This window comes from Allorhizocola rhizosphaerae, assembly GCF_003426775.1.
Classification (GTDB): Bacteria; Actinomycetota; Actinomycetes; order Mycobacteriales; family Micromonosporaceae; genus Allorhizocola; species Allorhizocola rhizosphaerae.
This window is the reverse complement of sequence record NZ_QJUG01000002.1, coordinates 65,779-91,681: the sequence shown is the minus strand read 5'-3', so window position 1 is coordinate 91,681 and position 25,903 is coordinate 65,779. Positions and strand designations below refer to the sequence as shown.

At 66.9% G+C, this 25,903-nt stretch carries 24 protein-coding genes; 11 read left to right on the top strand and 13 right to left on the bottom strand.

Going from position 1 to position 25,903, the window contains the following annotated elements; all coding sequences use genetic code 11:
- Window positions 1-6 precede the first annotated feature (6 nt).
- Genes DM816_RS00880 through DM816_RS00870 form a run of 3 tightly spaced genes read left to right on the top strand, consistent with a single transcriptional unit; the run spans window position 7 to window position 1,952 of the window.
- Window positions 7-1,242, top strand: coding sequence for a Gfo/Idh/MocA family protein (locus tag DM816_RS00880; protein ID WP_246001395.1), 1,236 nt, complete (start codon window positions 7-9; stop codon window positions 1,240-1,242).
- A 5-nt stretch (window positions 1,243-1,247) separates the two neighbouring features.
- Entirely contained in the window at window positions 1,248-1,628 is a 381-nt protein-coding gene (locus DM816_RS00875; RefSeq protein WP_117208084.1) for a VOC family protein, read from the top strand.
- Between the two features lie 60 nt (window positions 1,629-1,688).
- Window positions 1,689-1,952, top strand: coding sequence for a hypothetical protein (locus DM816_RS00870; protein ID WP_117208083.1), 264 nt, complete (start codon window positions 1,689-1,691; stop codon window positions 1,950-1,952).
- Between the two features lie 134 nt (window positions 1,953-2,086).
- Here DM816_RS00870 and DM816_RS00865 read toward each other — a convergent pair whose 3' ends face one another.
- The 6 genes from DM816_RS00865 to DM816_RS00840 all read right to left on the bottom strand — a co-directional run bounded on the left by DM816_RS00865 (window position 2,087) and on the right by DM816_RS00840 (window position 9,432).
- On the bottom strand, window positions 2,087-4,021 hold the full coding sequence (locus tag DM816_RS00865; protein WP_162906968.1) for a cellulase family glycosylhydrolase: 1,935 nt from the start codon (window positions 4,019-4,021) through the stop codon (window positions 2,087-2,089).
- Complete coding sequence (locus DM816_RS00860; RefSeq protein WP_211588495.1) at window positions 4,018-4,779, bottom strand: ABC transporter ATP-binding protein; 762 nt, start codon at window positions 4,777-4,779, stop codon at window positions 4,018-4,020. The genes DM816_RS00865 and DM816_RS00860 overlap by 4 nt, the downstream gene beginning before the upstream one ends.
- A gap of 17 nt (window positions 4,780-4,796) precedes the next feature.
- Window positions 4,797-5,789 (bottom strand): ABC transporter ATP-binding protein, encoded by a 993-nt coding sequence (locus DM816_RS00855; protein WP_117208103.1) that lies wholly within the window; start codon window positions 5,787-5,789, stop codon window positions 4,797-4,799.
- Between the two features lie 5 nt (window positions 5,790-5,794).
- Window positions 5,795-6,637, bottom strand: coding sequence for an ABC transporter permease (locus tag DM816_RS00850; RefSeq protein WP_211588494.1), 843 nt, complete (start codon window positions 6,635-6,637; stop codon window positions 5,795-5,797).
- A gap of 61 nt (window positions 6,638-6,698) precedes the next feature.
- Window positions 6,699-7,691 (bottom strand): ABC transporter permease, encoded by a 993-nt coding sequence (locus tag DM816_RS00845; protein WP_117208080.1) that lies wholly within the window; start codon window positions 7,689-7,691, stop codon window positions 6,699-6,701.
- A gap of 22 nt (window positions 7,692-7,713) precedes the next feature.
- Window positions 7,714-9,432, bottom strand: a complete 1,719-nt coding sequence (locus DM816_RS00840) for an ABC transporter substrate-binding protein (RefSeq protein WP_117208079.1) — start codon at window positions 9,430-9,432, stop codon at window positions 7,714-7,716.
- Between the two features lie 165 nt (window positions 9,433-9,597).
- Here DM816_RS00840 and DM816_RS00835 point away from each other — a divergent pair, with 165 nt between their 5' ends.
- From DM816_RS00835 to DM816_RS00820, 4 genes are all read left to right on the top strand, one after another.
- A complete protein-coding gene (locus tag DM816_RS00835; protein WP_117208078.1) occupies window positions 9,598-10,608 on the top strand; it encodes a LacI family DNA-binding transcriptional regulator in 1,011 nt (336 codons plus the stop codon).
- Between the two features lie 23 nt (window positions 10,609-10,631).
- Complete coding sequence (locus DM816_RS00830) at window positions 10,632-11,225, top strand: hypothetical protein (RefSeq protein WP_117208077.1); 594 nt, start codon at window positions 10,632-10,634, stop codon at window positions 11,223-11,225.
- Between the two features lie 115 nt (window positions 11,226-11,340).
- The gene (locus DM816_RS00825; protein ID WP_162906967.1) at window positions 11,341-12,414 is read left to right on the top strand and encodes an alpha/beta hydrolase; all 1,074 of its coding nucleotides are present in this window, start codon (window positions 11,341-11,343) and stop codon (window positions 12,412-12,414) included.
- Between the two features lie 254 nt (window positions 12,415-12,668).
- Window positions 12,669-13,997, top strand: a complete 1,329-nt coding sequence (locus tag DM816_RS00820) for an extracellular catalytic domain type 1 short-chain-length polyhydroxyalkanoate depolymerase (RefSeq protein WP_117208075.1) — start codon at window positions 12,669-12,671, stop codon at window positions 13,995-13,997.
- A gap of 5 nt (window positions 13,998-14,002) precedes the next feature.
- On the opposite strand, the gene DM816_RS00815 is transcribed toward DM816_RS00820, so the two are convergent.
- Window positions 14,003-14,737, bottom strand: a complete 735-nt coding sequence (locus tag DM816_RS00815; RefSeq protein WP_246001393.1) for an endonuclease/exonuclease/phosphatase family protein — start codon at window positions 14,735-14,737, stop codon at window positions 14,003-14,005.
- A 301-nt stretch (window positions 14,738-15,038) separates the two neighbouring features.
- On the opposite strand from DM816_RS00815, the gene DM816_RS00810 reads away from it, so the two are divergent.
- Together DM816_RS00810 and DM816_RS00805 are read left to right on the top strand one after the other, a co-directional pair.
- Window positions 15,039-17,093, top strand: a complete 2,055-nt coding sequence (locus tag DM816_RS00810) for a cellulose binding domain-containing protein (RefSeq protein WP_117208073.1) — start codon at window positions 15,039-15,041, stop codon at window positions 17,091-17,093.
- 149 nt (window positions 17,094-17,242) lie between these two features.
- Window positions 17,243-17,800 (top strand): hypothetical protein, encoded by a 558-nt coding sequence (locus DM816_RS00805; RefSeq protein WP_117208072.1) that lies wholly within the window; start codon window positions 17,243-17,245, stop codon window positions 17,798-17,800.
- A 64-nt stretch (window positions 17,801-17,864) separates the two neighbouring features.
- On the opposite strand, the gene DM816_RS00800 is transcribed toward DM816_RS00805, so the two are convergent.
- The 6 genes from DM816_RS00800 to DM816_RS00775 all read right to left on the bottom strand — a co-directional run bounded on the left by DM816_RS00800 (window position 17,865) and on the right by DM816_RS00775 (window position 23,117).
- Window positions 17,865-18,773, bottom strand: coding sequence for an ABC transporter substrate-binding protein (locus DM816_RS00800; protein WP_425455199.1), 909 nt, complete (start codon window positions 18,771-18,773; stop codon window positions 17,865-17,867).
- A gap of 11 nt (window positions 18,774-18,784) precedes the next feature.
- A complete protein-coding gene (locus tag DM816_RS00795; protein ID WP_211588501.1) occupies window positions 18,785-19,531 on the bottom strand; it encodes an ABC transporter ATP-binding protein in 747 nt (248 codons plus the stop codon).
- Window positions 19,532-19,548: 17 nt separating this feature from the next.
- The gene (locus DM816_RS00790; RefSeq protein WP_117208069.1) at window positions 19,549-20,493 is read right to left on the bottom strand and encodes a FecCD family ABC transporter permease; all 945 of its coding nucleotides are present in this window, start codon (window positions 20,491-20,493) and stop codon (window positions 19,549-19,551) included.
- Complete coding sequence (locus tag DM816_RS00785) at window positions 20,490-21,464, bottom strand: FecCD family ABC transporter permease (RefSeq protein ID WP_117208068.1); 975 nt, start codon at window positions 21,462-21,464, stop codon at window positions 20,490-20,492. Before DM816_RS00785 ends, DM816_RS00790 begins: the two co-directional genes overlap by 4 nt.
- 254 nt (window positions 21,465-21,718) lie before the next feature.
- Window positions 21,719-22,645, bottom strand: coding sequence for an NADP-dependent oxidoreductase (locus DM816_RS00780; protein WP_117208067.1), 927 nt, complete (start codon window positions 22,643-22,645; stop codon window positions 21,719-21,721).
- Window positions 22,646-22,709: 64 nt separating this feature from the next.
- Complete coding sequence (locus tag DM816_RS00775) at window positions 22,710-23,117, bottom strand: DUF2625 family protein (RefSeq protein ID WP_117208102.1); 408 nt, start codon at window positions 23,115-23,117, stop codon at window positions 22,710-22,712.
- A gap of 185 nt (window positions 23,118-23,302) precedes the next feature.
- On the opposite strand from DM816_RS00775, the gene DM816_RS00770 reads away from it, so the two are divergent.
- Complete coding sequence (locus DM816_RS00770) at window positions 23,303-24,889, top strand: glycoside hydrolase family 10-like protein (protein ID WP_246001391.1); 1,587 nt, start codon at window positions 23,303-23,305, stop codon at window positions 24,887-24,889.
- A 35-nt stretch (window positions 24,890-24,924) separates the two neighbouring features.
- Window positions 24,925-25,875, top strand: coding sequence for a metallophosphoesterase (locus DM816_RS00765; protein WP_211588493.1), 951 nt, complete (start codon window positions 24,925-24,927; stop codon window positions 25,873-25,875).
- Window positions 25,876-25,903 lie beyond the last annotated feature (28 nt).

Here is a 25,903-nt window from a genome sequence, read left to right as displayed (position 1 = left end):
CCGGCCGTGGCGGTCACGGTGGCGGTGGTGGGTGCGGGCATCAGGGGCAGGGGCTACGCGGAGTGGATCGGGGCGCACCCGGATCGGGCGCGGGTCGTGGCGGTGGCCGATCCCAACCCGCGCAGGCGGCCGGCCGGCGTCGAGCATGTGTTCACCGATTGGAAGGACCTGGCTGCCCGGGGGCGCATCGCCGACTGCGTGATCGTCGCGACGCAGGACGCCATGCATCGCGACCCGGTGCTGGCGTTCGCCGCCCAGGGATACCACATCATGGTGGAAAAACCGTTGGCACCAACGGAATCCGAGTGCCGCGAGATGGTGGCGGCGGCCTTGTCCAACGATGTCATCCTCGCCGTGGGGCACGTGTTGCGTTATACGCCCTACACGCGTGCGGTGAGGTCCATTGTGGACAGTGGGCGGCTGGGCAGAATCGTTTCCGCGCAACATCTTGAGCCGGTCGGCTACTGGCATCAGGCGCATTCGTTTGTGCGGGGCAACTGGCGGCGCGAGGACGAGTCGAGCTTCATGCTCATGGCCAAGTCGTGCCACGACATCGATTGGCTCCAGCACATTGTGGGGCAGCCGATCGCGCGGGTGTCGAGTTTCGGCTCGCTCACGCATTTCACGCCGGAGAACCGCCCGCCGGATGCGGCCGGGCGCTGTCTGGACTGCCCGCCGCGCGTCGAGTCGACGTGCGCGTTCTCGGCCGTGCGGTTCTACGGCTCACGGTTGCGCGATGGCCGCCACTACTGGCCACTCGATGTCGTCATCGACGACTTCACGCCGGAAGCCCTGCACCAGGCCCTGCGCGAGGGCCCATACGGCCGGTGCGTCTACGCGTGTGACAACGATGTCGTCGACCACCAGGTGGTCCTGCTCGAATTCGCCGACGGCGCGACCGCCACGTTCACGATGACCGCATTCACCGACAGTGAACATAGAAAAACCCGTCTATTTGGTACCGCGGGAGCGCTCGAAGGCGACGGGCAGACCATCAAGGTGTTCGACTTTCTCACCAACCACACGGAAATCATCGACACCACAGCGGGCGGCTCCTCTGCGGCGGACGGCCACGGCGGCGGTGACGCGGGCCTGATGGACGCGTTCATCGGGGCCGTCGCCACCGGCGACCGCAACCTCGTCCTTTCGGGCCCGGCCGCCACGCTGAACAGCCATCTTGCCGTGTTCGCCGCCGAGAAAGCGCGACGCACCAACACGGTCGTGCAACTCGGCGTAGCGTGAAAACCATGATTAGTGAGCTGAATGCAGTACCCACGCTGCCCACGGCCGACCTGGCCAGGGCGCGCACGTTCTACGAGGACACGCTCGGCCTGCGCCCGGAAGGCGGCGACGAGCCGGGCGGTCTGTTCTACCGCTGCGGGCAGGGACGCCTGTTTGTGTACGAGTCCTCCTACGCGGGCACCAACCAGGCCACGGCGGTCACGTTCGAGACCGACCAGTCGAAGTTCGACTCCGAGGTGGCGCAGCTGCGCTCGAAGGGCGTCACGTTCCTGACGTTCGACTACGAGGGCATGGTCTGGGACGGTGACGTGGCCAAGACCGAAAACATGCGCGCCGTCTGGTTCACCGACCCCGACGGCAACATCCTTAACCTCTCCGCCATGTAGTGGCGCATCGCCAGACAGGGCTCGGGTTGGGCGGGGCACCCACGGGGTAACCGTCCGGGTATGACGAGCCAAGACTTTGAGGCCGGCCACCTCCGCTCCGGCGATGGGTCGCTGCCCGCCGAGGACGACGCGCTGCTGCGCCAGCCCACGGACGAGGACGCCGGCGACCCGGACGTGGAGCGCGTGGGCGAGCCGTGGCAGGAGAAGGAACCCCCGGCCGAGGGCGAGCCGTGGGAAGACACGCGCGACCGCGAAGCCGTGCGGCCGGACCGCCCGAGCGACCCCGCCGAGGGCCCCGACGACCCGGACTACACCAGGCAGTGACGCTACCGGCGAAGGGCCTCGACCGGCTCGATCCGGGCAGCCTGCATCGCGGGGTAGGCGGTTCGGCAGCGGGATGGTGGCAACCGTTGCACTCCGGCAGGTGCGCGCGAGGCACCTGCCGGTCATCGTGTCCGCTAAAGGGCGCGCACGTGGTCGATGTCGAAAGAGCCGGGGTTGAAGAAGATGTACAGCACCTTCACGTCATTGAGCTGATCGACACATGAGGACAGGTCGGTGAACAGGTCGACCGTGATCGTGGTGGTCGTGTCGGGCTGGATCCACGGGAACGGTGTCTGGCACCAGGTGTACGCCGGTCCGACCTGGACGGCCAGGGAGACCGGCGTGCCGCTGGCGCCGGTGCGCAGGTCGTACACGATCTGCGACTTCGTCGAGAGGTCGAGCGGCTCGGCGAACGACACACCGAACCAGTGCCCGGCCGTCACGTCCAGGTGCAGACCGAAGTCGCCCTGCGGCGAGAAGTCTGCGGTCTGCGTGAGCACTCCCGCGTCGGGCAGCCAGTTGCCCGGCGCCCATTCCTGCGTGCCGCTTTCGAATGTCGCGATGTCGATGGCCGCGGTCGGGTCCGGCTTCACGGTCACCACCAGATTGGCCACATTGGACACCCGCCCGGCCGCATCGCGCACGGTGTAGTGTGCGGTTGCCCGACCCACGAAGCCCGAAGCAGGCGTGAAAGCGACCGTCCCGTTTGGACCCACGTCGAATGTGCCGCCGGTCGCGTCGAATACCCGCAGTGTCGACGGCTGAAGATACGTGCGATATGCCACGTCATTCGCGAGCGGCGTGAGTGTCGCCGACTGCCCGAACTCGACGACGGCCGAGTCGTGGTCGGCCACTGGCGGGCGCGACCGCTGCGGCCCGGCCAACTCTTGATGTGCGTTGGTCAAGGTCGTGCAGACCGGCGACGGGCAATAGACCGTATAGCCGTCGTAGTCGGGATACAGCGAGCCGTCGTCCTGCACGCCGCTCAGAATCCAGTACAGCCAACCGTCCCCGCCTTCGCGGTCGAACAGGTCGGTCCACGTCTTGAAGACAATGTTCCTCGTCGACTTGTCGAGCCAGCCGAACTCTCCCCACAGCACGGGCTTGCCGATCCGGTCGGCCTCCCGCACGTGCCGCTTGATCCACTCATAAGTCCACGGAAGGTCTTTGCCCCACGAGGTGGGGTAGATGTGGAACGACATCAGGTCGATCCCAGGCAACCGCGTGAACGCGACCGTGTCCACACCCTCCCCACAGTTGCGGGTCCAATCCGAGTGTGCCGGGTCGTCGCAGAAGAAGCCCTCGTCACCGACACCCACCAGGTGGTTCGGGTCCACCGACTTGATGTGCCGGCTGATCTGGTCGGCCCAGGCCACCAGCGTCGCGGTCGTGCAGTTCGGCGAGCGTGGATATGCACCGGCCGACAGGCACCGCGGCTCGTTGCCCAGCTCCCAAGCCATCACCGTCGGATCGTCCTTGTATGCCACTCCCGTCAACGGGTTCACGCGGGTCAGGACGTGCGTGATCCAGTCCTGATACCATCCGCGAATCACGGGATTGGTGTAGAAGTCGTCATGGTATTGCCCGCCCGCCCAGCGCACATATTGGTCCATGCCGCCGAAGTCGTTCCAGTTATTAGTGAGCGGGATGATGAGTTTGACGCCGTGCCGCCGCGCCGAATACAACACGTAGTCCAGCTTCTGCAAGCCATCCGCGCCGTCATTGTAGGCGGGCGAATCGCCGTCCCAGTATTGGAAGTAGATGCCGTCGGCCTTGCCCCGCACCGAGTTTGACCCGTCCTGGTTGCCGATGTCCAGGAAGCCCCACGTGCGCAGCACCGTGAAGCCGGCCGCCTTGGCGTCGGCGAACACGTCGTCGACCATCAGCGGGGACTTGTACATCAGGTAGTAGTTATTGGTACCGCCAAATCGAAATGTCTTTCCATTGAGCCGCAGGTCTTTTCCATGCCGCGTCACGAAGCCGGACTCGGCATGCGCCTGCACCGCCGCCGCGCCCGACAGCAATGCGAGAGTCGACACCGCCACGAGCGCCAAAAGCCGCCTGATCATTTGCTCTCCCATTTTTGGTGCAGCCGAGGGACGGACTCGAGCATGAGCCGCGTGTACGCATGGCTCGGCGCGGCGAAGACCTCGGTCGTCGGTCCGGTCTCGACCACCTCGCCCCGGCGCAGGATGACCGTGCGATCGCTCAGGTAGTGCCCGAGCGACAGATCGTGCGTGATGAACAGGATGCCCAGCCCGCGCTGCTTCAAGTCGGCCAAAAGATTCAGCACATCGATCCGTGTGGACGCGTCGAGCATGCTGATCAGCTCATCGGCCACCAGCAGCCGGATGTCCAGGAGCAGCGCGCGGGCGATGAGCATGCGCTGCATCTGCCCGCCGGAAAGCTGGTGCGGATAGCGGCCGAGCACCTGCGCCGGGTCCAGGCTGACCGACTCCAGCGCGGCCTCCACTTTGGACATCCACTGCGCATTGTTGAGACGAGGGAAAAACCCTTCTCTAATCATATGCAGTACCCGGTCAGCCCTGAAGATCGGGTTGAAGCTGCTGAACGGGTCCTGAAACACGCCCTGCACCTCGCGCCGGTAGTCATGCTCGCGGATGCCGGTGATGTCCTTGCCCCCGAAGAGAATTCGTCCACCGGACGGGCTTGCCAGGCGTAGCACCATGCGCCCGATGGTGGACTTGCCGCTGCCGCTCTCCCCGATCAGCGCGATGACTTCACCCTCACCCACGTCGAAGCTGACCTCACTCACGGCCGTGAGCTTGCGCCGCCCGAACGCGCCGACCTGATAAACCTTAGTCACACCTTCGAGCGCGAGCATCACCATGGCGTCCCTCCGCTGCGCTCCGCGGCGCACGCCTCCTGATTCTCTCCGGGCGAGCCCTCGCTCATGGCCTTCCAGCACGCCACGAAGTGGCCCGGCTCGACCTCCGTGAACGGCGGCTCCTCGGCGCACCGGTCATACGCGAGCGGGCACCGATCCCTGAACCGACATCCGGTCGGCGGGTTGAGCAGGTGCGGCGGCCGCCCCGGAATCCCTGTCAGCTTGCGTGTCGCGTGCCGCACGCCCACTTCGGGCAGCGACGAGATGAGCAAGCGCGTGTAGGGGTGCTTCGGCGCGTTCACGAGCACCTCGGCTGGAGCCTTCTCGGCGAGCTTGCCCGCATACATCACCAGGATCGTGTCGGCGATCTGGTACACCAGCGAGATATCGTGCGTCACCACGATCATGCTCGTGACGAACCCGCGATCCCTGAACTGCACCAGCGTCTCGGCGACCGCCCGCTGGTTGGTCACGTCCAATGCGGACGTCACCTCGTCGGCGATCAGCAGCGACGGGTTGAGCAGAGTGGACAGCACCATCACCGCGCGCTGCTTCATCCCGCCCGACAGCTCGATGGGATAGTTGTTCAGCACGTCCGCCGACAGCCCGACCAGTTCGAGCCGGCGCACCAGCTCGGGCAGCAGCTCACGATACGACCATCCGTGCGCCCGCACGAGGTCCGCAATCAACCGTCCAATCTTGACGGTCGGGTTCATCGCGCTCATCGCGTACTGCGGGATCAGCGACACCTTCGTGTATCGCCCGCCCGGCAACGACAACCCGTCCAGCAGGGCCTTGCCGCTCACATGGCGCATCCTGCCGTCGTACCGGATAAGGCTTTTGGCAAGGGTCGACTTGCCGCAGCCCGACTCGCCGGCCAGCCCCATGATTTCCCGGTCGGCCACCTCGAACGTGACCCCGTCGAGCGCTTTCACATCGCCCCGCGTCGTGCGGTAGTACACGCGCAGGTTGTCCACCTGAAGGCTCACGGCGCTCACATCTCTCGAAGCCGCGGGTTGAACACCTCGTCCAGCCCGACATTGGTGACATATAGCGCGCCCACGATCGCGGTGATGCCGAGCCCCGGCGGCACGAACCACCACCACAGTCCCAAGTGGAGGGCGCTCCAGTGCACGGCGTTGTTCATCATCAGGCCCAACGACACGGACTCGGTCGGCCCGAGCCCGATGAAGTCCAGTGTGGCCGCGAACAGCACGGCGCCTCCAAACAGGAGGATGAACGTGAGCAGCAGATAGGAGCTCATGTTGGGCGCGATCTCGCGCCGGATGATGCGCATCGTACCCATCCCGGAAAGCCTTGCCAGGTCGACGAACTCACGCGAACGTAACGAGAGCGTCTGCGCTCGCACCGCCCGCGCCACCCACGGCCACGAGAACGCCCCGATGAAAAGCGCCTGCGCGGGAATACTTTTGATGCCCAGATAGGCATGCAGGATGATCAGCACCGCGAGCGCGGGCAGCACCAGCACCACGTTGGTCAGCATGTTGAGCACCTCGTCGAGCAGCCCGCCCCGGTAACCCGCGACGAACCCGATGGTCATCCCGATCAGCGCGGCGATCCCGCCGCCGAGCACTCCCACCAGGAAGGTCGAGCGCAGGCCCGTGGTGAACTGGAGGAACACGTCCTGGCCGAAGGTCGTGGTGCCGAACAGGAATTCGCCGGACGGCGGCGCGGCCGGCGGGCCCACATACTCATTGGGCCCGTAGTCGGCGAACAGCGGAGCCACCAGCCCCAACACGAGCAACCCGAGAATGACCGAGAGCCCGCCCACCACTTTGCGATTGCGAAACGCGAAATAGAACTGCTCTCTCACCATGGCCTCCCTACGCTTCGCTTCGCGGGGCATGCCTGCTGATTCACTCGGGACAAACCCTCGCTCATGACGCGCCCTGCATTCCCACCCGCACCCGCGGGTCGACGATCACGTAAATGACATCGATCACGAAGTTGGCCAGCAGCACGCCGATCACCACGAACAGGAACGTGCCCTGCAGGAGGAAGAAGTCCTGGTTCTGGATCGCCGAGAGGATGAGGTAACCCAGGCCCGGATAGGCGAACACGATCTCCGTGACGAGCGCCCCGGCCACCAGGACGCCCAGCTGCAGCGCCAGCCCGGTGAGCTGAGGCAAGAGCGCGTTGCGGAATGCGTACCGTCTGATCAAAGAGCGCGGCGCCCCAAGCGTTTCCAGGTAGTTGGCGTAATCCGCCTCCAGCTCATAGATGATCAGATTTCGCATGCCGATCGCCCACCCTCCAAAAGCGACCAGAAACAGCGACAGGAACGGCAGGAACCAGTGGCTGAACAGGTTTCCAACGAACGCCAGCGACCACTCCGGCCGAAGCTCGAAGCTGTATCCGCCCGCCACGGGGAAGATTCCGCCGACGATCCCCAGGCTCCACGCGAGCAGGATGCCCAGCCACATGTAGGGCGTGGCCGTGAGCACATAGCCCACCGGAAGCACGGTGTTGTCCAGCCACTTGCGCCGCGCCGCGAGCGCGCCCACCTTGTTGCCGGCGATCCAGCTGAGCAGGATCGCCGGTATCAACAACGCGAGCGTGTAGGGAACGGCCCGCGTGATGACCTCGGTGACCGGTGTCGGGAACAGCCACACGCTCACGCCCATGTTGCCCTTGAGCAGCTGCACCCAATAGTTCACGTATTGCTGCCAGAGCGGGACGTCCAACCCGAAGACGCGCTCGTAGTACTCGCGCATGGGCGCGATCGCCTCCGGGTTGGACACCGACGTGCGGGTGAGCATGCGCAGCACCGGATCCCCGGGCATGAACCGCGGGATCAGCCAGTTGAGCGTCACCGCGACGATGAACGTCAACAGGTAGATGAGCGTTTTGCGCCCGAAGTACCGGTGCATGCCGCCAGCCTCCTATGTGGACTTACTTGGACACTGGCTTCAGGTCGCACAACATGTAGATGGCGCCGCGCTCCCAGAAGTTGTTCCACGTCGTCGGCAGGTGCTTGGGCGCGTCCGGCGCCGACGACGGCCAGTTGGTCCACACGCTGTCGTTGACCTGCGACCACAACCCGTTGAACCACAACGGGATCGCGGGCAGTTCGGTCAGGTGGATCTTTTGCAGCTCAGCCAGCGTCGTTTGGAACTCCGGCTTGTCGGTCGGCGTGCGCGACAGCTTCTGCACCAAGGCCCACGCCGAGTCGTTGGTGTAACGCTCGAAGTTGGCATTGAACTGCTTTTCCTGTACCGGCAGCTGGAACAGGTAGTTGTAGAAGGTCCACGGCGTGTTGCTCATCTCGGTCCAGTTGTTGATCAGCAGGTCGAAGTTGCCCGCGGTGCGCGCGTCGTCGAGCGCGCCCGAGTCGGGGAACTCCGGCACAATGTTGATGCCGGCCGCCTGCGCGCCCGAGCTGATCACCCGGATGGCCTCCATCCAATCGGTCCATCCGGCCGGGACGATGAGCGACAGCTTGATGGCCGAGCCGTTGGGCGCCTCGACGAAGCCGTCTCCATTTTTATCCGTGTATCCGGCGGCGGTGAGCATGGACTTCGCCTTCGCCGTGTCGAAGGTGAAGCCGAGCGCGCTGACCGCGGCCTTGTCGATGTATTTCTCCCAGACCGGCAGCAGCCCGGTCGGGTCGGCCTGCTTCACGAGCTTGCCGTACACACCCTCCACGATCTTCTTCGTGTCGATCGAGTGGGCGAGTGCCCGGCGGAACGCCGCGTCGTTCATCGGCGCCTTGGTGGTGTTGGGGATGAGCATCGCCACGTTGGCCGACAGCATGTACGGCGGTTCGGGGTAATACGTCTTGATGTTGAAGCTGCCCTTCACCAGGTTGGCGACGCCGGGCAGGAAGTTGTTGCTCAGGTCCATCTTGCCCTGCAGCAGAAGGCCCATCGCGACCTCGTTGCTGGAGTTCACGATGTCCACGATGTAGGTCGGCTTGACCTCCAGCTTAAGGGCTTTAGTCGCCCACCAGCTCGCCTTCTTCTTGTAGACGGAGCGGTCCTGGTCGTGCGTCAGGTACTCATACGGCCCGGTGCCGACGGGCTTCTCGTTCTTCGTGGTCGTGATGTCGGCCTCGGACCGCGTCGACCAGATGTGCTTGGGCACGATGGCGTTTTCGTAGAGGAAGTTGTCCCACTCCTGGTAGCGCACGTCGGAGAAGGTGAACTTCACGGTCTTGGGGTCGGTCACCTCGGCACTGGCCAGCCACGTCCACAGGTTCGAGTACGGCACAGCCTTGATCTTGCCGAGCTCCAATGTGTACTTGACGTCCTCGGCGGTGAACGGCTTGCCGTCGCCCCACGTCACGCCCTCGCGAATGGTCAGCGTGTACACCTTGTCGCCGGTCCACTCGCCCTTCTCGGCGAGCCACGGCGTCATCGCCAGCTTGTTCGGGTCATACAGGAACAACGTCTCGTAGATGAGACCGACGGTTCCCGTCACGCCGCCGGGGATGACCGGGTTCCAACTGCTCGGCGGGCCCCACTGGGTCCCGCTGGTGTATAGCGTCTCGTTGCGCGGATATCCGCCCGCACCCGCGGGTGCCGCCTGCTGCCCGCCGTCGCCCGGGCAGGCCGACGCGGTCTGGCTGACCGCCAGCAGGAGAGCTGTCACAAGGGCTACTCGGCCTCGCATCGCTCCACCTTTCAACTGCTTCCACAGCCTTCGATGATCACTGAACCGGGTAAGTTCACAACAGAGAAACATGGAGGAAGCTCGACGTCAATAGGCCGACGAAGATCGATGGGATCGCTCCCAAATCTTTACTTAACCCGTCCAGCTGCCGTTACAGTTGGGCCCATGAAACGGCCGACGATCGCGGACGTCGCGCGGGCGGCGGGCGTGTCCAAGGGCGCCGTGTCCTACGCGCTCAACGGCCAGCGCGGGGTGAGCGAGGCGACCCGGCAGCGCATCCTCGCGATCGCCGACAGCCTCGGCTTCCGCCCGAGCAGCGCGGCCCGCGCGCTGTCCGGCGCCACGGCCATGGCCGTCGGGCTCGCGCTGCGCCGGCCCGCCCGCATCCTCGGCATCGAGCCGTTCTTCATGGAGCTCATCAGCGGGGTGGAGGCCGAGCTGTCGGCCCGGTCCTATGCGCTCACGCTGCAGGTGGTGTCCACTGTGGACGAAGAGGTCGCGATCTACCGGCGGTGGTGGGGCGAGCGGCGCGTCGACGGCGTGCTGGTGTGCGACCTGCGGGTGACCGACGAGCGCATGGCCGTGCTCGACGAGCTGCAACTGCCCGCCGTGGTCATCGGTGGCCCGGTCGACGGCGGGCTCACCAGCGTGTCGTCCGACGACGCGGCCGCGGTCACCGAGACCGTCGAATACCTTGCGGCCCTTGGGCATCGGCGCATCGCCCGGGTCGGCGGGCTGCCCGACCTGCTGCACACCGAGATCCGCAGCCGGGCCTTCGTGGCCGCGTGTGAGCGGCTCGGCCTGCCCGAGGCAACCACGGTGTGCACGGACTACTCCGGCGAGGAGGGCGGCCGCGTGACCCGGCGCCTGCTCAGCGCGCGCGAGCGGCCGACGGCCATCATTTACGACAACGACGTGATGGCGATCGCCGGGCTCGGTGTGGCACAGGAGATGGGCGTGACCGTGCCCGCCCGACTGTCCATCGTGGCATGGGACGACTCGCCGCTGTGCCAACTGGTCCACCCGGCGCTCACCGCGATCGGGCGCGACATCCCGGCCTACGGCGCACTTGCGGCACGCACCCTGCTCGCCGCGATCGCCCAGGAGCGGCCCGAGTCCTATGAGGGCATCAGATCCCGGCTCACCCCGCGCGGCAGCACGGCCCCGCCCGCTTAGCGGCCGCTTGCTACCCTGCGCGTGTGTCCACCCCCGACAGCGACCCGGAACTCGAGATCGCGCTCGCCGAATACGCCCACATCAACGAGCTGCGCAACCAGATCGACCAAAAGTCGTCCAACCGGTTCAACTTCTACCTGGCTCTGGTGACCGCGGTCATCGCCGTGTCGGCCGGGCTGCTGCCGGAGCGTCCCGACGACCAGACCGTGCTCGCCCTGGCCGCCATCGCGCTGCTGTTCGGGATCTCCATCTTCGCGCGGCAGGTGGCGTTCACGTCCTACAGCGCCCGTCTGAAAGCCTCCGGCAATGCCATTCGGGTGTACCTGGCGCGGCGCGCACCGGACCTCAAGCCCTATCTGCTGTTGCCGGTCGGCGCCGATCGCGGTGCTTTCCCGGCGCGGCTGTCGCCCTTCGGCGGGTTCGCCGGGACCATCGGCATCCTCAACAGCGCCATCGTCGGGTTCGGGTTCAGCCTGCTCATCGGCAACCTGCTTCCGGGTGCGATCGTGTTCGCCGCGGCGCTCACGGGACACCTGGTCTACGTCTATGACTCGCGCAATGCCACCGCCCGTGCCATTGCGGCGATCTACGAGCAGCGCGGGCTGACGTCGGACTGAAGCGGCGCTGAAACGCCACACACGGCAACGGCGTGAGCAGGCACGGCCCGATTGGCCGTGTCCGGAACTCAACGAACGCGGTGTGCCGCGTGGCTTGGTGTGTGAATGTCAAGCCATGAAACGGAATCGACTTCTGGCAGCCGTGGCCGCGCTATCCACGCTGGCCGTCATGCTGGCCTGTACCAAGGAAAACATCGAGGCCGTGCTTGGCACGTGCCCGAGCAGCTTCGAGGAAGGCGGTGGTATCAGTTGGACTCCGGATGTCGGCCGTCCGGTGTTCTGGGGCATGCAGGATCTGACCGTGGCCGCAGGTGCCCCACGGGACATGCAGATCTTCTACCCGACCTTCGAGGGCTTCACCAACGCACCGCCGATCCTCAAGCAGTGCCTCACCCGCTGGCCCGTCGTCCACTTCCTCCATGGGGATCCGCCCGTCGGTGTGCAGAATCCCGGGTACCACAAGAAATGGTTTCGCTTTGCCATCAGCCTGGCCCGCAGCGGCTTCGTCGTCGTGGTGCCAAGCCACGACGCCCGCCTCCCGTCCAATCCCGACATCTCGGCAGCCGAGGCGGACCTCAATTTCGTCCGCAACCAGTGGTCCAACTCCGCCTGGGTGGCCAAACAGCCGGAGCTGACCGCCGTTGCGGGACACTCATACGGCGCGCTCACCGCCGCCACGATCGCCGGTGCCCACCCGGAGTTTGGCGCCTTCATCAGCCTCGGCGGTGGCTTCTCGGAGCTACCCAACCCGATCGGAACCCTTCAGGCCCTGCGGATGCCGAGCTTGTTCATGTGGGCCAAGCGCGAACCGCAGGAGGATCTCGACTCGGGTGGACAGTGGAACGCGGTGACCGCCAACAAATACGCGGCCACCTACGAGGGTAGGCACTTCGATTATCTGCACCCGGCGGACAGCGGCAACGCCCAGCGGGGTCCGTGCGAGCTCATCGGAGGAACCACCGGCGACCTCGCCGCGCTGTTCATCGCGCGCAACGTCAGGATCCCGCTGTCACCGACGCAGGTGTCCGTCGAACTGACGCCGCCGCAGGTGCAGCTGACCTTCGATCAGGAGTTCTACGCGGGCAACCATCTGGAGCAGCTGCGGACGATGCCTCATGTGTCGGCCTGCAAGATGGACATGCGTTGGATCGTGGACGGGGCCACCGGCGCCCGCAAGGTGGGCTCGTGATCTCCCACCATCGCCCAAAGGCGCCGTGTAGCGGTAATCGGCCCGGCAAGTTTCGATTGGCCGCTCATCGCATGAGCGTCCCGCCCGGCGCGCAACGGTGACCGCCCGGCGCGGCAGCACGACCGGCCGCTTGTTGCCGCCGCCGGGGCGATTGATACTGCTGATTGTCTTCTGGGAGCCGGGACACTGGGTGATCGAGCGCCGGGCAGCCTTCGATCGGTCCACAGTTATGCGCCCAAACTCTCGGAGGCTTCATGAAACCGCGCACCAAAATGCTATTCGCCGCCGCGGCGGCGTTAGCAACGGGAGCCCTGATGTTCGTCGCCCCGCCAGCCCAGGCGGCCACGCTCACCGAGGTGACGAACTTCGGCACCAACCCGAGCAACCTGCGTATGCACCTCTATGTGCCCGACAACGTCCAGGCCCGGCCCGGGCTGTTGGTCGCCATCCACTACTGCACCGGCACCGGACCCGTGTTCTTCCAGAACACGCAGTACCGGACGCTTGCCGACCAGTACGGATTTATCGTCATCTACCCGACGGCGACCCGCAGTTCGCAGTGCTTCGACGTCTACTCGCAACAGGCGCTGACCCGCGGTGGCGGGAGCGACCCGGTCGGGATCAGGTCGATGGTCAGCTACGTGCAATCGCGCCACAACGTTGACCCCAACCGGATTTTCGCCACCGGCACGTCGTCGGGCGCGATGATGACCAACGTGATGCTCGCGCTCTATCCGGACGTGTTCCGGGCGGGCGCCTCGTTCGCGGGCGTGCCCTACACGTGCTTCGCGACGACCGGCGGCTCGGAGTGGAACAGCCAGTGCGCCCAGGGCCAGATCATCCGGACCGCTCAGCAGTGGGGCGACGCCGTGCGCAACGCGTTCCCCGGCTACACGGGCCAACGCCCACGCATGCAGATCTGGCACGGCACCAACGACGAAACACTGCGATATCCCAACTTCGGCGAGCAGATCAAGCAGTGGACCAACGCGCACGGCCTGAGCCAGACGCCGACGTTCACCGACACGCCCGCGTCGGGTCAGACCCGCACCCGCTACGGCGGCAGCGGCGGGCAGGCCCCGGTCGAGGCGATCAGCATGCAGGGCGTGTCGCACAACCTGCCGGTCAACGCGGCCGAGGTGATCCGCTTCTTCGGGCTGAACACGACCGGGCCCTCGCCGAGCGTGTCGCCCAGCGTGTCGCCTTCGGCGAGCCCGAGCCCGAGTCCGAGCTCCAGCCCGAGCCCCAACCCCACGGGCGGGCCGTGCCGCGTCGCGTACACGATGAACACCTGGAACTCAGGGTTCACCGCGTCAATCCAGATCACCAACAACAGCGCGACGCCGATCAACGGCTGGACGCTGGCGTTCACCCTCCCGAGTGGACAGACCATCACCGGGCAGTGGAACGCGACCTATTCACCGACGAGTGGCGCATTGACCGCGCGCAATGTGTCGTACAACGGCACCATCCCGGCCAACGGCGGGTCCGTGCGCGACATCGGATTCCAAGCCACCCACAACGGCAACACGGGCAGACCCACCTCGTTCACGCTCAACGGCGTGGCCTGCTCAGTGGCATAACTCCCTCAATCGTGGCCGGTGTCCCGGGTCAAGGCACCGGCCACGAGCAGTGCCGGGTGGTCGGTGGCCCCGGCCATGTCGATCGGCCTGCCGGAGCGCAGCGTCACACCGGTGGTCGCCACCACGTGCTGCAGGCCTTCGTCGTTTCGGCTGTGATAGCCGGGCGGCACGCATTCGCGCATGTCACGCAGATTGAAGTCGCCGGCGGCGAGCGCGGGCCGTGCCGAGATCACCGCGCTGAGCAGGTGGCGGCACTGGGCCAACGCTATCGCCGGGTTGATGGCAAGGTGCGTCGTGCACGCCGTGAACCGGCCGGCCGCCGCGAGGCACAACCAGACACGCTCCTCCGGATCGCCCGGATCCTGCATCGGATAGGCGCCCGGGTGGGTCGTGGTCTGGGTCGGGCGTGGCAGGCGCATCACGAGGCCGATGCCGAACGGCTGGCCGTTGCGGCACAGGGTCGCCTGCCCGGTACGCCGGTCGGGAGCCGGGTGAAACGCGGACACCACGGTCCAGCCCGCCTTCCCCACCGCCTCGCCGAGCGCGGCCACGTCGTCGCGGCAGACCTCGTTGAGCGCGACCACGTCGGGTGATTCGGCCGCGATGAGCGCGGTGGCCTGCTGGACCGCGCGGCCGGTGTAGCAGCCCGCGATGCCGCTGTTGCACAGGTTCATCTGCAGGATGCGGATGGTCCGAGGCGGAGCGGTGGAACCCGTGACCACCGCGGCCACCAGCACCACGCACGCTGCAGTTGCGACAAGCCGGCCCATACCCCTCCGGGTTCAGCCTACTGCGAAGCGGCTCAGCCCACTGCGAAGCGGGTCAGCCTGAAGCGGCTCAGCCCACCGCGAAGCGGGTCAGCCTACTGCGAAGGAGCCCAGCCCACTGCGAAGCGGCTCAGCCCACTGGCGAGGCTTGCCAAAGCGATGGACTCTCCTCGATACTGCTGACTGCCTCCTTTCCGGACACGGTCAGGCGCCCGGGACGCCCACGATCGGTCAACCCTTCCTTTTCCATGCGCCTGTTCCGGAGGAAAAGTTCATGAGACTGAAGCACTTAACCGGGGCCCTGCTTCTGGTGAGCGGGACGCTCGTGGCGATCGGCCAGCCCGCCGCGCAGGCGGTCGCCGCGCCGGTCACGGTCACCGTCAACACGCGAGCGGGGCTCGCGACCATGCCCGAGACCGGGCTCGGGATCAACGACGCGATCTGGGACACGACCCTCGGCACAGCCGAGGTCGCCGACCTGCTCGGCCAGGCGGGGGTCAAGATGCGCCGCTACCCCGGAGGATCATACAGCGACATCTATCACTGGGAGACCCACACAGCGCCCGGTGGATATGTCGCGCCCAACACTGATTTCGACACGTTCATGGCGGGCGTGCGCCGCACCGGCGCGCAACCGATGATCGTGGCCAACTATGGCACCGGCACACCGGCGGAGGCGGCCGGGTGGGTGCACTACGCCAACGTGACCAAGCGTTATGGGGTCAAGTACTGGACCGTCGGCAACGAGAACTACGGCAACGGGCATTACGGCTCGAAGTGGGAGGAGGACAACCACGCCGACAAGAGCCCGAATCAGTACGCCTCGCTCGTCGTCGAATATGCCGATGCGATGAAGGCGGTCGATCCGAGCATCAAGGTGGGCGCCGTGCTGACCATGCCCGGCAACTGGCCGGACGCGATCGTCGCGGGCGGCGACGCGGGCTCGTGGAACCAGGTGGTGCTGTCGGTCGCCGGGTCCAAAATAGACTTTGTGGATGTGCACTGGTACCCGGGCGGAGACACGCCGGCCGAGTCACTGTCCAAATCGGCGCACATCGCGGACGCGATGTATCTGCTGCGCCAACAGATCGCGCGGCACGCCGGGGCCGCCAACGCCGCGCGCATCGGCATCAGCATGACCGAGCTCAACGTCGGCGTCGGGCGCAACACCCAACCCGGCGCGCTGTTCCTGGCCGAGACCTACACGGGCCTGCTGGAGCAGGGCCTGTTCACGGTGCAGTGGTGGAACGTGCACAACGGCATCGAGGAAGTCTCGACGATCGGCGGCCAGACCGACTACAAGGACTACGGCCTGCTCTCCAGCGGCAACTGCCTGCCCGACGGGGTAACGTGCGAGCCCGCGCTCAACACGCCGTTCGCGCCGTACTACGGGCTGACCATGGTGAGCAGGCTGGCCCGGCCGGGCGACCAGTTCATCCGCGCGGCAACGGACCAGCCGCTCGTCAGCGCGCACGCTGCCCGCAGGCCCAACGGGGATCTCACGGTGCTGCTGTCCAATATGGACCCCGACAACGCCTATCCGGTGAACCTTTCCTACGCCGGGTACACACCCGCGGCGGGGGCGCCGCTCGTGCACTCCTACACCAACGGCGCGACCGGCATCACGACCGCGCGTGCGGGCACGGCGACCAGTCAGACGCTTCCGCCGTACTCGATGATGGTGATAGAACTTCGTCCACAAATCACAGTGAGCGGGCCGCCCAGCGCGCCCGGACAGCCGACGGTGAGCGCGGTGTCCGACACGAGCGCCACGATCTCGTGGCCTGCGGGCGGCGCGGGTGCCCACCCGGTCGCCAAGCACGAGGTCTACCGGCAGCTCGGCGCGGTGAGCGAGCAGTGGGGCGAGACCACCGGCACGTCGTTCACGGTGCACAACCTGCGTCCGGGCACGCGCTACACGGTCAACGTGCTGACCCGCGACACAGCCGGGAAGGTCTCGTGGGCCTCGTCCGCGCTCACGTTCACGACAAGCGCGCCTGCGACCAGCACGTGCAATGTCCGCTGGACGTATGCCACCGACTGGGGCAACGGTTACGTGGCGAGCATCGACATCACCAACACGAGCACCAGCCCGATCAACGGTTGGACGCTCACCTACGCATGGCCGACCGGCTGGCAGCGGCTGGACAACGGCTGGAACGGCACATGGACCCAGGACGCGGGCCGCATCACGGTCACCCCGGCCGACTGGAACAGCCGGATCGAGCCGGGCGCCACGGCCAACGTCGGCTTCGTCGGCGTCTACGCCGGACCAAACGTGCAGCCGATCCTGTTCACCCTCAACGGAATGCTCTGCAGCACCAACTGAAATTCCCGCGGCCGGGCCTTTCGCGTGCGAAGGGCCCGGCCGTCCTTGCGAAATCGTCCACCGAGCTCCTCTTCGTCACTTAGAGTCACCATCGAGGCACATAACGTGCTCCGGGTGTCCCGCCCGATTGTCCTTAGAGGAGGTCCGTGATGATCTACAGGCTTGCCCGCGTGGCGGTGTCGGCTTTACTGGCCGTGATGGTTCTGTCCTGGCCGGCGGCCGCAGCCACCGCGAAGGCGGTGCCAACGGAGGCGACCGTCATCGCGGTCGACTACAACAGCAGCGGCTGGGCATACCTTCAGGTGGCGCAGGACGAAGACACACCACCGTTCGAGACATCCGGTTTTGACGACAGTGATTGGCCGGTCGGCCAGGCCCCCTTCGGCACAAGCACCGGCTGCTCCCACAATGAATCGGTCAAGACCCAGTGGCAGCCGAACACCGATCTGCTGGTGCGGCGCTGGGTGCACCTCCCGACCAACGCGCAGGAGGTTCGTATCGAGGGCACCGTCGACAACGACGCCCTTGTCTACCTCAACGGCCAGCTTCTGCAAACCGTCAGCAGCGGCTCCTGCCGAACCAACGACATCAACGTCGTTGTGCCGCCGGAAGTTCTGGAACCGTGCAACCTGCTCGCTATCCACGGCTCGGACCGCGGGTTGGCCACCTACCTCGACGTCCGGGTCACCTACACCACGCCCGAGTGAGCCGGCCTCCCGCGATGCGCGAAGCATCCGAGGTTGGCGTTCCCGTGCCGCCAACCTCGGCAGGCTATGCCAGGTACTTCTCCAGGTCGTCGAGAATCTTGTTGGCGGCCGTCACGCCGATGCCCGTCATCCAGGTCTCGTCGGGCACGATCTGCACCTTGCCCGCCTTGACCGCCGACAGCGACGTCCACAGTGGACCGGCCGTGATGCGGGTCTGCTCGGCGGCGGCCTTCTCGCCATACGCCGCGACGAAGATGAAGTCACCGTCCACATCGGAGATCCGCTCCGGGCTCACCTTCGCGAACCGCTTGTCCTGCTGGCTCTCCAGCTTCTGAAACTGCGTGCGCTGCACGCCCGCGTCGCCGAGCACGATGCCGGAGAACGACTCCGGGCCGTAGACGCGGATGTGGTCGGGCATGAAGCGCACCAGCGAGACCTTGAGCGACTTGTTCACCTTCAGGCCGGAGGCACGCTTCTGGTAGGCGTCCAAAAGCGACTTCGCCTGCTCGCCCTTGCCCAGTGCCGCGCCGTCGAGCAGGAAGTTCTCCTTCCACGGCTTGCCGATGTTCTCTGTGTACACGGTGGGCGCGATCTTGTTGAGCTCGGCGTAGAACTTCTCCTGCCGGATCTTTGAGCCGAGGATCAGGTCGGGCTTGAGCGCGGCGATGGCCTCAAGGTTGGGCTCCTGGACGGTGCCCACCTCCTTGATGTCCTTGGTCGCGTCGGCGCCGAAGTAGGTCGGCCAGCCGGTCAGCTCACCCGCGCGGGCCGCCCCGACCGGCTTGATGCCCAGGGACAGCGCGGTGTCCACCTTGTCGGTGTCCAGCACGACGACACGCTTGGGCGCGGCCGGGATCGCCGTGGTTCCCATGGCGTGCTTGAACTCCACGGTGCTCCCGGCGGGCTCGTTCTTCGCCGGGCTGCCGCACGCCGCGAGGGCGAGCAGAGCCAGACCGATCAAAACCTTTTTCAAAACCATTCCTTTCATTTGGGTACCACTTGCGGCGCGCCGGAAACGGGACAACGCGCGATGACGCAGTCGAGCCCGAACACCTCGCGCACAAGGGATTCGGTGAACACGTCGGGCGGCGCGCCCTCGGCCGCGATCGAGCCGTCGCGCATCGCCACGATGTGATCGGCGTAGCGCGCCGCCTGGTTCAGGTCGTGCAGCACGGCCACGACCGTCCGCCCGCCCCGCTGCAGACGCCGCATCAGCCCGAGCACCTCGACCTGATGCGCCAGGTCCAAATAGGTCGTCGGCTCGTCCAACAACAGGGCCTCGGTCTGCTGGGCGAGCGCCATCGCGATCCAGACACGCTGCCGTTGCCCGCCCGACAACGATTCCACGGGCCGCTCGGCGAGGTCGGCGACATCCGCGTCGCGCATGGCTTCCGCGACCGCCGCCTCGTCCTCCTTCGACCACTGCTGCCACCACCGTTGGTAGGGCTGCCGCCCGCGGGACACGAGGTCCGAAACGGACAGCCCTTCCGGCACGAGCGGCGCCTGCGGCAGCACGCCCAAACGCTGGGCCACCTGGCGCGGTGGAAGCTCGTGAATGGACTGTCCATCCAGGAGCACCGCCCCACCGCGCGGCTTCAGCAGGCGAGCCAGCGTGCGCAGCAGAGTGCTTTTGCCGCAGGCGTTCGGCCCGACGATGACGGTCAGCCGACCGGGCGGCACCTCCAGCGACAGTCCATCCAGGACGGTGCGGGCCTCATAGCCGGCCTTCAGCTCGGCGGCGGTGAGTTTCACGCGCGCCTCCTCTTCAGCAGCAAGTACACGAGATAGGGCGCGCCGAGCGCGGCTGTGAGCACACCGGCCGGCAGCTGGGTCGGGGCGAGCAGCCGCCGCCCCAGCAGATCGGCGAACACGACGAGAGTGGCGCCGATGAGCGCGGAAGCCACGATCGGCGGGCGCTCGCGTTTGGACAGTCGCTGGGCGAGCTGCGGCGCGACGAGCGCGACGAAATCGACGGCGCCGATCTGTGCCGTGGCGGTGGCCGCGATGACCACGCCGAGGGCGGCCAGCCCGTAGCGCCGGGCGACGGGCCGGACCCCGATCCCGCGGGCGACGTCGTCGTCAAGTGAGGTGGTGCGCAACGCCCACGCGGCCCAGGCCAGGGGTGCCATCGTGAGCGCGAGCACGACACCGATCGGTGCCGCCTCCTCAAACCCGCGCCCGTTGAGCGAGCCGATCAGCCAGATCTGGGCCCGTTGCGCATCAAGGGTTTCGGCGCTCGTCAGTACGATCTCGATCCCGGCGCGGAGCGCGAACGCGATGGCGACGCCGGCGAGCACGAATCTGCGTGACGTCTGCGCACCGCCGAACGCGAAAACGGCGGCGGCGGCGAGCAGCCCGCCCGCCGTGGCGGCGGGTGCGACGCTCACGATCCCGGTCGTGAGCGCGATCGTCGCAGCGAGCCCCGCGCCCTGCGTGATGCCGATGATGTCGGGGCTGGCGAGCGGGTTTCGTGTCACGGACTGGATCAGCGCGCCGCCGATCGCGAGGGCGGCACCGCCCACAGCCGCGAGCAGGGTGCGGGGCCAGCGCAGCTCACGCACGACAAGGTCGTATTCGCCGCCGCCGAACAGGAGCGACTGGAGCACGTCCATGGGCGGGACGGCGATGTCGCCCAGGCTCACGCTCGCCACAACAGCGGCGCACAGGACGAGCACGAGTACCGCGTATCTCATCGGCGCCGCACCGTCCAAAGCAGAACGGGCGCACCCACGAGCGCGGTGATGACTCCGGCCGGCACTTCGCCGGGCGGAAACAGCACGCGCCCCAACACATCCGCGCTCAGCACGAGCACCGCGCCGAGCAGGGCCGACACCGGCAGCACCCAGCGGTGCCCGGTTCCGACCAACGCGCGGGCGGCATGCGGCACGGCCAGTCCGACGAAGGCGATCGGCCCGGCCACGGCGACGGCCGCACCGGTCAGCAGTATCGAAGCCGCGCCGGCCGTGATGCGTACCCGCCCGACACGATGGCCAAGCCCGCGGGCCACGTCGTCGCCGAGGCTCAGCGCGTCCAACCCGCGCGCGGACACGGCCGCCAGCACGACCCCGGCGAGCACGAACGGTAGGACTTGAAGCGCCATCTGCGACGTGCGCCCCGACAGCGCGCCGACCACCCAGAACCTGAACTGGTCGAACGTTGCCGCGTCGATGCTCAGCAACCCGTAGATGAGCGCGCCGAGCCCCGCGTCGATCGCGGCCCCGGCAAGCGCAAGGTTCACCGGGCTCGCGCCCTCGCGGGCACGGGCGGCGACCGCGAACACGAGCGTGCCCGCCAGGCCCGCGCCCAGCAGGCCGAACCAGATCCAGCCACCGAGCGTGCCCACGCCGAACAGCGCGATCGCGACCACGACTCCCGTGGAGGCTCCGGCCGAAATGCCCAGAATGCGGGGCTCGGCGATGGGGTTGCGGGTCAGCGTCTGCATCATCGCGCCGGCCATCGCCAGCGCCACGCCGACCTCGATCCCAACCAGGGTGCGGGGCAGCCGCATGTCGCGCACGATGACCGCGTTATCCCCGGTCAGTTCGCCCAGCAGCGCGGCAAGCACCTCGCTCAGAGGGACCGACCGTGCGCCGATCGCCAGGCTGGCCGCCACAGCCACCCCGAGCAGGAGCGCACCGAGGACGAGTACTGCGCTCCTCTTCACGACGCGCCAGCCTAGTTAGGCAACCCTAACTTGTCGAACCTACGTGACCCACATCTCCCCCACCGGTTGATCATGAACTTACGTCCATGTTCGACGGCGTGTCGCCACGTTAACTTCATGGTCAACCGCCCGCCGTCTGCGCGGACGGGTAAGGTCAACAGTCCCATGTGGAGGATGAGCGCGGAATCGCCGTTGCCAACTCGGAGGTAAACCTACTTCCGACCGGTTAAGGCCGCTTTGCAAAGGCGACCGGACTAACCCGGAATCAGCACGATCTTTCCGCGCAAACCGTGCGCCTCGACCCGGCGGTGCGCCTCGGCCGCCTCGGTCAATGGCATGGTGTCCGCGACGCGCGTGCGCAGCTTGCCCGCCGCCACCTGCCCCACCAGCTCGGCGAGCAGCGCCCGGTCGAGGCGGATGATCTGCAGGTCCTGCCGCACGCCTCGCGCCTGGTCGATCGGCGGCGTGGGCCGGGTGGTGACCACGACTCCGCCGTCGTCGACGGCTGCGGCGGCCGCGTCGCCCAGCGGAACCGCGTCGAGCACCCCGGCCACCGGCCCGACCCCGGCCAGGTCGGCGGCACGGGAGATCACCTCGTCGGCGCCGAGACCGCGCACCCACTCCTCATCGCCGTGGGCGGCCTGCGCCAGGACACGGTAGCCACGCTGCACGGCAAGCTGGGTTGCGAAGCCACCGACACCGCCGCTCGCACCGGTCACGAGAATGCTCGCGTCGGCGGGCAGCCAACCCAGTGACAGCAGCTTCAGTGCCTGATGCGCGGTCTGGACGTTGAGCGGCAACGTGGAGGCAGACACGAAGTCCATCTCGTCGGGCAACGGCACCAGCCATTCCGCGTCGGCGGCCACGAGCTCGGCATAGCCACCCGGCGCTCCGCGGGTCACGAACCACGGAATCATCCCGACCACCCGATCACCGACCCGGAAGTCCGCCGTATCGGGAGCGACCGAGACCACCTCACCGGCTATGTCCCATCCGGGCAGGAACGGCGGCAGCACCGGCCCGGTCGGGATCTCCCCGGTGGTGGCGGCGAGGTCAGCGGGATGCACGCACACCGCACGCACCCGGACGACCACCTGCCCCGGCTGCGCCTGAGGATCCGGCAGCTCGGTGACACGCAGAACCTCGGGCCCACCCAACGCGGCCGCAATCACACCCAACACGCGTCCATTATGGAGGGGCGGGAGAAGTTCCGAAAGTTTTTCCGATACAACCCGAGGAATGGTCTTAATTATCAAAACAAATCCGTCGATCGATCGCGCCAGCCTGACAGGCGAGCACCTGCTCGATCGGCGCGGCCTCGCGCGAGGCGGCGGCCAGATCGGCCTGGGCCTGCTCGGTACACAAGAATGGGTAAATCATCATGCCCTGATCCAGCCGCAGGCTGACCAACCCGCGCTCCGGGCAACCCCCGCCATAGACTCGCAGCCAGCCGTGGTCCAGCACCACGCCGCCCGCGTGCAACGCCATGGCCCCGATTCTCGACCGCGTCGTCACCTGGATCGCGTGGAGGCAGCGTCGACCCGCGGCAGGATCGACAGGCAGCACTTCGGCGCTGGGACAGGCAGCCAATTCCGAGTCCAGCTTGGGCCAGGCGGAACCGGTTGGGTTGATGAGTTCCTCAATGGCGCGCATGCCCAACATCGTGCCAGACCGCCGATGTGGCGCTGGAATGGTCGAACAGCCGCGGGGCTGCGCGTGCCGTCGTGGTTTGCGGCGGGATCCGGGGTGTGAGAGCCTGTTGCCTGATGCCAGGCCCGGTGATCTCGCACCGCAGCAAACAACCATCGTGGCAAGAACGTCCCGCCGCGATGCTGGGAATGGTCGCTGTCCTCGCGGGGGCCCTGCTCGCGGGCTCATTCTTAGCCTTGCGCGTCGTCGCCAAGCCCTCGACGCCGGTCAACACCGCCGAGACGCCCCGCCTGCTGGCCGCAGCACCGCCGTTCACCTGCGCCGGACGCACGGCGACCGGGGCGCGGCAATTGCGCGGCATGTGGTTGACGACGATCAGCAACCGGGACTGGCCGAGCAAGCCGGGGCTGGATGAGAAGACGGTCAAGGCCGAGTTCCGAAGCTGGCTCGATCTCGCGCAGCGGATGAACCACAATGCCATCTTTGTCCACGTGCGTCCCAGCGGCGACGCCTTCTGGCCCTCGCGGTTCGCGCCGTGGTCTTATTGGCTGACCGGCCGCGCCGACGGCAGGTCGCCGGGCTGGGACCCGATGGCGTTCATGGTGGCCGAAACCCACGCCCGCAGCATGGAGTTCCACGCCTGGTTCAACCCGTACAAGGCGGGCCAGACCGGCAAGCTGGACGGCCTGGCGCCCGATCATCCGCTGCGCCGGCATCCCGAGTGGGCGGTCACCTACCCCGGCCCCGCCGAATCCAGCTCGGCCCGGATCTACTACAACCCCGGCATCCCCGAGGCCCGCCGCTTTGTGGAGGATTCCATCCTCGAGGTGGCGGAGAAGTACGACATCGACGGCATACACTTCGATGATTTCTTTTACCCGTACCCATCCGGCGAGCAGGATTTCCCGGACGACGACGCGTTTGCCCGCTACGGCGCGGGCGCGTCGAGGGACGACTGGCGCAGGGCGAACGTCAACGTGTTCGTGCAGGAAACGTACACCCGAATAAAGCAAATCAAACCCTGGGTCAAGTTTGGCATCAGCCCGTTCGGGATCTGGCGCAACAAGTCGACCGACGCGCGCGGCTCGGCCACCAGCGGACTGCAAAGCTACGACGCGATCTATGCCGACACCCGGCTGTGGGTGACCAACGGCTGGCTCGACTACATTGTGCCGCAACTCTATTGGCATATCGGATTCGAGGTGGCCGATTATTCGGTGCTGCTTCCATGGTGGTCAAAACTTGTTTCTGGTACCAATGTGCAGCTCTACATTGGACAGGCCGACTACCGGATCGGGCAGAAGGGCGTGTGGGGCGACCCCGCCGAGCTCGAACGCCAGCTCGCGCTCAACCGAGACCACCAGGTCAGTGGCAGCATCCATTTCAGCGCCAGGCAGGTGCGCGACGACCCGCTCGGTGCGGTCAGCCGCTACCGTGACGCGCACTATGGCACGCCCGCGCTCGTGCCCGCGATGCCGCACCTGCCGGGCGTCCGCCCGCAACCGCCGGCCATCGCCGGCGCCAAGCGGGCCGATGCCACGGTCACGCTGACCTGGCGAGCCGACAGCAAACCCGCCAACACGCGCCACGCCATCTACCGCGTGGACATGTCCGGCCAGGACCCCGCGCAGCTCCTCGCCACCGTGGCGGGTGGCACCCGCACCTGGGTCGACAAGACCGCGGAGCCCGGCCGGCCGTACGCCTACTGCGTCACCACACTCGACCGGCTCTGGAACGAAAGCCCTGCCAGCCCCGAACAGGTCGTGCAAAGTTAACCCGACGGTCAGCTCGGCATGCCAACAATCGCCGCATGAGACTTCGACTCATCGCGACCGGCCTGACCGCCGCACTTGTCTTGGCCCCCGCCGCAGCCAACGCATCGGCCCCGCCCTCCGCGTCAGCCATCACCTTCGCGCTGCTCGGCGACACGCCCTACGGCGACGCGCAGCGGGCCGTCTTTCCGCAGCTCGTTGCGGCCGTCAACGCCGACAATAAGGTACGCATCGTGCTGCACGCGGGCGACATCAAGAACGGATCGTCCACATGCGACGATGCCCGGTTCGCCGATCTGGCCACGCTGTACAACACCTTCGAAGACCCGTTCGTGCTCACGCCGGGCGACAACGAATGGACCGATTGCCACCGCACGGCGGCCGGAGGATACCTTCCCACCGAGCGTCTCGAAGCCGTGCGCCGCGTGTTCTTCCCCAACCCGGGTTGGACCACCGGCGGCCGCCCGATGCCGGTCGTGCCGCAGTCGCTCGACCCGCGTCACCGCCCGTACATCGAAAACGTGATGTTCGTGCGCAGCCGTGTCGTGTTCGCCACCGTCCACGTCGTCGGCAGCGAGAACGACCTCGCCCCATGGGCGCAGCTGCCCGGCGGTGACCGGCCCGACCTTCGGTTGGCAGAGTTCGAGGCGCGCAAGGCGGCCTCGCTCGACTGGATCGATGCCGCGTTCGCCACAGCCTCTGCGGCGAAGGCGGCCGGCGTGTTCCTGCTCATGCAGGCCGAGCCGTTGGGCACGCCGGGCTTCGCCGACATCCGAGCCAGAATCGCTTCGCGTGCCACGGCTTTCGGCAAGCCCGTGATCCTGGCCCACGGCGACGAGCACGTGTACGAGGTCGAGCCCGGCTACGCCGGCGTGCCCAACCTGACCCGCCTGGAAACGTTCGGCGACACGGCCACCGCGTGGCTGCGCGTCACCGTTGACCCCCGCACGCCCACCGTCTTCTCCTGGGAGCCGATCGCGCTGTCGTAGCGGCCTTGACCCGTACAGGCTAATGATG

Excerpts from the sequence above, each read along its gene's own strand:
- DM816_RS00875 (WP_117208084.1), top strand. The coding sequence starts at position 1,248 with ATGATTAGTGAGCTGAATGCAGTACCCACGCTGCCCACGGCCGACCTG.
- DM816_RS00870 (WP_117208083.1), top strand. The coding sequence starts at position 1,689 with ATGACGAGCCAAGACTTTGAGGCCGGCCACCTCCGCTCCGGCGATGGG.
- DM816_RS00865 (WP_162906968.1), bottom strand. The coding sequence starts at position 4,021 with ATGATCAGGCGGCTTTTGGCGCTCGTGGCGGTGTCGACTCTCGCATTG.
- DM816_RS00850 (WP_211588494.1), bottom strand. The coding sequence starts at position 6,637 with ATGGTGAGAGAGCAGTTCTATTTCGCGTTTCGCAATCGCAAAGTGGTG.
- DM816_RS00845 (WP_117208080.1), bottom strand. The coding sequence starts at position 7,691 with ATGCACCGGTACTTCGGGCGCAAAACGCTCATCTACCTGTTGACGTTC.
- DM816_RS00840 (WP_117208079.1), bottom strand. The coding sequence starts at position 9,432 with ATGCGAGGCCGAGTAGCCCTTGTGACAGCTCTCCTGCTGGCGGTCAGC.
- DM816_RS00835 (WP_117208078.1), top strand. The coding sequence starts at position 9,598 with ATGAAACGGCCGACGATCGCGGACGTCGCGCGGGCGGCGGGCGTGTCC.
- DM816_RS00825 (WP_162906967.1), top strand. The coding sequence starts at position 11,341 with ATGAAACGGAATCGACTTCTGGCAGCCGTGGCCGCGCTATCCACGCTG.
- DM816_RS00820 (WP_117208075.1), top strand. The coding sequence starts at position 12,669 with ATGAAACCGCGCACCAAAATGCTATTCGCCGCCGCGGCGGCGTTAGCA.
- DM816_RS00810 (WP_117208073.1), top strand. The coding sequence starts at position 15,039 with ATGAGACTGAAGCACTTAACCGGGGCCCTGCTTCTGGTGAGCGGGACG.
- DM816_RS00805 (WP_117208072.1), top strand. The coding sequence starts at position 17,243 with ATGATCTACAGGCTTGCCCGCGTGGCGGTGTCGGCTTTACTGGCCGTG.
- DM816_RS00790 (WP_117208069.1), bottom strand. The coding sequence starts at position 20,493 with ATGAGATACGCGGTACTCGTGCTCGTCCTGTGCGCCGCTGTTGTGGCG.
- DM816_RS00775 (WP_117208102.1), bottom strand. The coding sequence starts at position 23,117 with ATGCGCGCCATTGAGGAACTCATCAACCCAACCGGTTCCGCCTGGCCC.
- DM816_RS00770 (WP_246001391.1), top strand. The coding sequence starts at position 23,303 with ATGGTCGCTGTCCTCGCGGGGGCCCTGCTCGCGGGCTCATTCTTAGCC.
- DM816_RS00765 (WP_211588493.1), top strand. The coding sequence starts at position 24,925 with ATGAGACTTCGACTCATCGCGACCGGCCTGACCGCCGCACTTGTCTTG.